The sequence below is a fragment of the Pseudonocardia sp. Ae331_Ps2 genome (genome assembly GCF_001932405.1).
In the GTDB taxonomy this organism is placed as follows: Bacteria; Actinomycetota; Actinomycetes; order Mycobacteriales; family Pseudonocardiaceae; genus Pseudonocardia.
In genome coordinates, this window is record NZ_MCIM01000001.1 from 2,642,461 (window position 1) to 2,648,617 (window position 6,157).

Annotated in this window: 3 rRNA genes; all 3 read left to right on the forward strand. The window is 59.1% G+C overall.

The features are described from left to right. The first annotated feature begins 907 nt into the window (after nucleotides 1-907). A 16S ribosomal RNA gene (locus Ae331Ps2_RS12675) occupies nucleotides 908-2,427 on the forward strand. Nucleotides 2,428-2,742: 315 nt separating this feature from the next. Continuing rightward, a 23S ribosomal RNA gene (locus Ae331Ps2_RS12680) occupies nucleotides 2,743-5,833 on the forward strand. Nucleotides 5,834-5,937: 104 nt separating this feature from the next. Further along, nucleotides 5,938-6,054, forward strand: a 5S ribosomal RNA gene (gene rrf, locus Ae331Ps2_RS12685). Together the 16S, 23S and 5S rRNA genes form the textbook arrangement of a ribosomal RNA operon. Nucleotides 6,055-6,157: the final 103 nt, after the last annotated feature.

A 6,157-nucleotide genomic window follows, 5' to 3' on the forward strand; every position in this document is an offset into this window, starting at 1 on the left:
GGTGCCGTCCACTGCGAGCTCCCGGGACACGGAACAGGCCCGCGACGGTCGGGCTCAGGAGCCCGGCCCGCAGCCGCCGGGGTCGCCCCCGGGCCACCGCCCGTCGGAGGCCTCATCGACCCGTTCCGCAGGACGTCGGCCGACGGTTGCCCACGGGACCGCAGCGGACGGTTCCGCCTCGAGGTGGATGACGATCGCCGGCGGTGGGCAGGACCGGAACCCGCTCTCGTCGCCCGCGAGGGGGCCTATGGGCAGGTGCGGGGTCGGGCCGCCCGGTCGACGGCCGACCGGGCTCGGCGACGCCGGACAAGAACGTGTCAGCACACTGCGACGGTGACCTGACTGCGCAGGTCACGGGCCGATTCACGACCTGAACGGATGGTGGCCCGACCACCGAGAAGACCACGTCGACAACCCATCGCGAAGAGACCGTGGTCGGCGTCACACAGATCGGTGATCGTCGGTATCGCCAGGTGAGTGGGTGTCGGTAACTCGGAGTTCGCCCTCGTGTCCCGCGATGACCTGCGACGACGCCTGATGTTCGCCCCGTGGACCCCCCGGTTTGACGGCCCCGGACACCGTGCCGTAACTTTCTTCCTGTCAGCGAGTGAGCCGGACAGAACGGGCCCTGAGTGGTTCGGTCAACAGGCCCCGCGGACAAGCTGACCCCCTGGTGGTTCGCCGAGTTTCTCGGTGTGGTTGTCTTGGTAGGTCGAGGCGATCCGTCTTCAGGATCCCGCTTCCTTGTGTGGGGGTTGGGTGATTGCGGTGCGGGTGTCTTTTGAGAACTCAACAGTGTGTCGAGCTATATTGAATCGGTTTGGCGTTTTGTGCCAGATTGTTTGTTTGGTTGCAGCATTCGATCCCGTCGGGTGTTGTGGCTAGTTGTTTGTTGCAAGTCAGGGTTTTGTTGGAGAGTTTGATCCTGGCTCAGGACGAACGCTGGCGGCGTGCTTAACACATGCAAGTCGAGCGGTAAGGCCCTTTCGGGGGTACACGAGCGGCGAACGGGTGAGTAACACGTGGGTGACCTGCCCTCCACTCTGGGATAAGCCTGGGAAACTGGGTCTAATACCGGATAGGACCACTGGCTGCATGGTTGGTGGTGGAAAGTTTTTTCGGTGGGGGATGGGCCCGCGGCCTATCAGCTTGTTGGTGGGGTGATGGCCTACCAAGGCGGTGACGGGTAGCCGGCCTGAGAGGGCGACCGGCCACACTGGGACTGAGACACGGCCCAGACTCCTACGGGAGGCAGCAGTGGGGAATATTGCGCAATGGGCGGAAGCCTGACGCAGCGACGCCGCGTGGGGGATGACGGCCTTCGGGTTGTAAACCTCTTTCGCCAGGGACGAAGAGTGATTGACGGTACCTGGAGAAGAAGCACCGGCCAACTACGTGCCAGCAGCCGCGGTAACACGTAGGGTGCGAGCGTTGTCCGGAATTATTGGGCGTAAAGAGCTCGTAGGCGGTGTGTCGCGTCGGCCGTGAAAACTTGGGGCTTAACTCTGAGCGTGCGGTCGATACGGGCATCACTTGAGTTCGGCAGGGGAGACTGGAATTCCTGGTGTAGCGGTGAAATGCGCAGATATCAGGAGGAACACCGGTGGCGAAGGCGGGTCTCTGGGCCGATACTGACGCTGAGGAGCGAAAGCGTGGGGAGCGAACAGGATTAGATACCCTGGTAGTCCACGCCGTAAACGTTGGGCGCTAGGTGTGGGGACCATTCCACGGTTTCTGTGCCGCAGCTAACGCATTAAGCGCCCCGCCTGGGGAGTACGGCCGCAAGGCTAAAACTCAAAGGAATTGACGGGGGCCCGCACAAGCGGCGGAGCATGTGGATTAATTCGATGCAACGCGAAGAACCTTACCTGGGTTTGACATGCACCAGACATCCCTAGAGATAGGGCTTCCCTTGTGGTTGGTGTGCAGGTGGTGCATGGCTGTCGTCAGCTCGTGTCGTGAGATGTTGGGTTAAGTCCCGCAACGAGCGCAACCCTTGTTCCATGTTGCCAGCACGTTATGGTGGGGACTCATGGGAGACTGCCGGGGTCAACTCGGAGGAAGGTGGGGATGACGTCAAGTCATCATGCCCCTTATGTCCAGGGCTTCACACATGCTACAATGGCTCATACAGAGGGCTGCGAGACCGTGAGGTGGAGCGAATCCCTTAAAGTGAGTCTCAGTTCGGATCGGGGTCTGCAACTCGACCCCGTGAAGTTGGAGTCGCTAGTAATCGCAGATCAGCAACGCTGCGGTGAATACGTTCCCGGGCCTTGTACACACCGCCCGTCACGTCACGAAAGTTGGTAACACCCGAAGCCGGCGGCCCAACCCTTGTGGAGGGAGCTGTCGAAGGTGGGACTGGCGATTGGGACGAAGTCGTAACAAGGTAGCCGTACCGGAAGGTGCGGCTGGATCACCTCCTTTCTAAGGAGTCCCATCATGTGATGGGGCATCACATGGCTCTGCAGGGTTTTGCTCTGTGGGTTTCTGTGGTTCCTTCATTGAATCGCATCATCAGCTCCGTCTGTGGGTTGGGTGCGTTGGGTGGAACGCAGTTCGTTGGACCGGTTTGGCTTGGCACACTGTTGGGTCCTGAGGAGACACCTGGTGAACGGGTTGTTTTCTTTGGCCGCTCTGGTCGGGGGCTTCCTAACGCCTGCTTGTGGTGGGTGGTGGTTGTTCTTGGTTGGGTGTGGTTGTGGGTTGAGTGTTGCATAGTGGATGCGAGCATCTTGTTGTGGTCAAGTTGTTAAGAGCACATGGTGGATGCCTGGGCATCAGGAGCCGATGAAGGACGTGGGAGGCCGCGATAGGCCTCGGGGAGCTGTCAACCGAGCTGTGATCCGAGGGTGTCCGAATGGGGAAACCCAGCGCCCGTCATGGGGCGTTACCCGTACCTGAATTCATAGGGTGCGTGGAGGGAACGTGGGGAAGTGAAACATCTCAGTACCCACAGGAAGAGAAAACAATAGTGATTCCGTGAGTAGTGGCGAGCGAAAGCGGATGAGGCTAAACCGTGTCCGTGTCAAGCCGGCAGGCGTTGCGGGTGCGGGGTTGTGAGGCGTGTCGTTCATCTTCTGCCGAGGGTGGGACAGCATGAACCGGTGTTAGCGGAACGATTCTGGGATGGTCGGCCGTAGTGGGTGATAGCCCCGTACGCGAAAATGTTTGGTTCTGTTGTGGGCATTGTTCTCGAGTAGCAGCGAGCCCGTGAAATTCGCTGTGAATCTGGCGGGACCACCCGTCAAGCCTAAATACTACCTGGTGACCGATAGCGGACAAGTACCGTGAGGGAAAGGTGAAAAGTACCCCGGGAGGGGAGTGAAATAGTACCTGAAACCGTGTGCTTACAAGCCGTCAGAGCCTTGCGGGGTGATGGCGTGCCTTTTGAAGAATGAGCCTGCGAGTTATGCTTCGTGGCGAGGTTAACCTGTGTGGGGTAGCCGTAGCGAAAGCGAGTCCGAATAGGGCGGTTGAGTCGCGGGGTGTAGACCCGAAGCGGAGTGATCTACCCATGGCCAGGGTGAAGCGTCGGTAAGACGTCGTGGAGGCCCGAACCCACCAGGGTTGAAAACCTGGGGGATGAGCTGTGGGTAGGGGTGAAAGGCCAATCAAACTTCGTGATAGCTGGTTCTCCCCGAAATGCATTTAGGTGCAGCGTCGTGTGTTTCTCGCCGGAGGTAGAGCACTGGATGGCCTAGGGGGCCGACAAGCTTACCGAAGTCAGCTAAACTCCGAATGCCGGTGAGTGAGAGCGCGGCAGTGAGACTGCGGGGGATAAGCTTCGTGGTCGAGAGGGAAACAGCCCAGATCACCGGCTAAGGCCCCTAAGCGTGCGCTAAGTGGGAAAGGATGTGGGATCGCCCGGACAACCAGGAGGTTGGCTTAGAAGCAGCCACCCTTGAAAGAGTGCGTAATAGCTCACTGGTCAAGTGGTCCTGCGCCGACAATGTAGCGGGGCTCAAGCGCACCGCCGAAGCCGTGGCAATGACATCTTTGTGGTGTTGTTGGGTAGGGGAGCGTCCTGCGTCTGGTGAAGCCCGGGAGTGATTTACGGGTGGAGGGTGTGGGAGTGAGAATGCAGGCATGAGTAGCGAATGCAGAGTGAGAATCTCTGCCGCCGGATGACCAAGGGTTCCTGGGCCAGGTTGTTCCGCCCAGGGTGAGCCGGGACCTAAGGCGAGGCCGTCAGGCGTAGTCGATGGACAACGGGTTGATATTCCCGTGCTCGTGATAGTGCGTCCATGCCGAGGCTGGTGATGCTAACCATCCGAACCCACCTTCGCTCCTTCGGGAGTGTTGTTTGTGGGGGAGCGTGGGATCCGATCTGGTAGTAGGCAAGTGATGGGGTGACGCAGGAGGGTAGCTCCGCCACGCGGTGGTTGTCGTGGTGTAAGCCTGTAGCCTGATCTCCTAGGTAAATCCGGGGGGTCGTGAAGGGTGAGAGGTGATGCGTAGCCGATTGAGGCGAAGAGGGTGATCCCATGCTGTCGAGAAAAGCCTCTAGCGAGTGCTGTTGCGGCCCGTACCCCAAACCGACACAGGTGGTCAGGTAGAGAATACCGAGGCGATCGAGCGAACTGTGGTTAAGGAATTCGGCAAAATACCTCCGTAACTTCGGGAGAAGGAGGGCCGGTTGTCTTGATGCCCCGTGCGGGCTAGGGATGGCCGGTCGCAGAGACCAGGCCCAAGCGACTGTTTACTAAAAACACAGGTCCGTGCGAAGTCGCAAGACGATGTATACGGACTGACGCCTGCCCGGTGCTGGAACGTTAAGAGGACCTGTTAGTCCCCTTGTGGGGCGAAGCGGAGAATTTAAGCGCCAGTAAACGGCGGTGGTAACTATAACCATCCTAAGGTAGCGAAATTCCTTGTCGGGTAAGTTCCGACCTGCACGAATGGCGTAACGACTTGGGCGCTGTCTCGACCACAGACTCGGCGAAATTGCACTACGAGTAAAGATGCTCGTTACGCGCGGCAGGACGGAAAGACCCCGGGACCTTTACTATAGCTTGGTATTGGTGCTCGGTTCGGCTTGTGTAGGATAGGTGGGAGACTGTGAAGCTATCACGCCAGTGGTGGTGGAGTCGTTGTTGAAATACCACTCTGGTCGAATTGGGTGTCTTAACCTCGGGCCATGATCTGGTTCAGGGACAGTGCCTGGTGGGTAGTTTAACTGGGGCGGTTGCCTCCCAAAGAGTAACGGAGGCGCCCAAAGGTTCCCTCAGCCTGGTTGGCAATCAGGTGTTGAGTGTAAGTGCACAAGGGAGCTTGACTGTGAGACTGACGGGTCGAGCAGGGACGAAAGTCGGGACTAGTGATCCGGCACCACCTTGTGGAAGGGGTGTCGCTCAACGGATAAAAGGTACCCCGGGGATAACAGGCTGATCTTGCCCAAGAGTCCATATCGACGGCATGGTTTGGCACCTCGATGTCGGCTCGTCGCATCCTGGGGCTGGAGTAGGTCCCAAGGGTTGGGCTGTTCGCCCATTAAAGCGGTACGCGAGCTGGGTTTAGAACGTCGTGAGACAGTTCGGTCCCTATCCGCCGCGCGCGTTGGAGACTTGAGGAAGGCTGTCCCTAGTACGAGAGGACCGGGACGGACGAACCTCTGGTGTGCCAGTTGTCCCGCCAGGGGCACGGCTGGTTGGCTATGTTCGGGAGGGATAACCGCTGAAGGCATCTAAGCGGGAAGCCTGTTCCAAGATGAGGTCTCCCACCACCTTTGAGTGGGTAAGGCTCCCAGGAGATGACTGGGTTGATAGGCCGGAGATGGAAGCCCTGTGAGGGGTGGAGTTGACCGGTACTAATAGGCCGAGGGCTTGCCACAACGAGTTGTTCGCATCCACTGTGTGACCCTGAGCCCACAACCCTGTGCGGGTTGTGTGTTCGTAGGTCCCCCCATGTTTGTGTGGGGGTTTGTTGAATAGTGTTGTCGGTGGTCATTGCGGTAGGGGAACGCCCGGTCCCATTCCGAACCCGGTAGCTAAGCCTTCCAGCGCCGATGGTACTGCACTCGCCAGGGTGTGGGAGAGTAGGTCGCCGCCGACATTCAACATGATCAGGAAACGCCCCGGACTTCATTGTCCGGGGCGTTTCCTGTTTTCTGGGTTCTGTTCCGGTCGGCTCTCCGTAGGCTGCCAGGGCACGACAG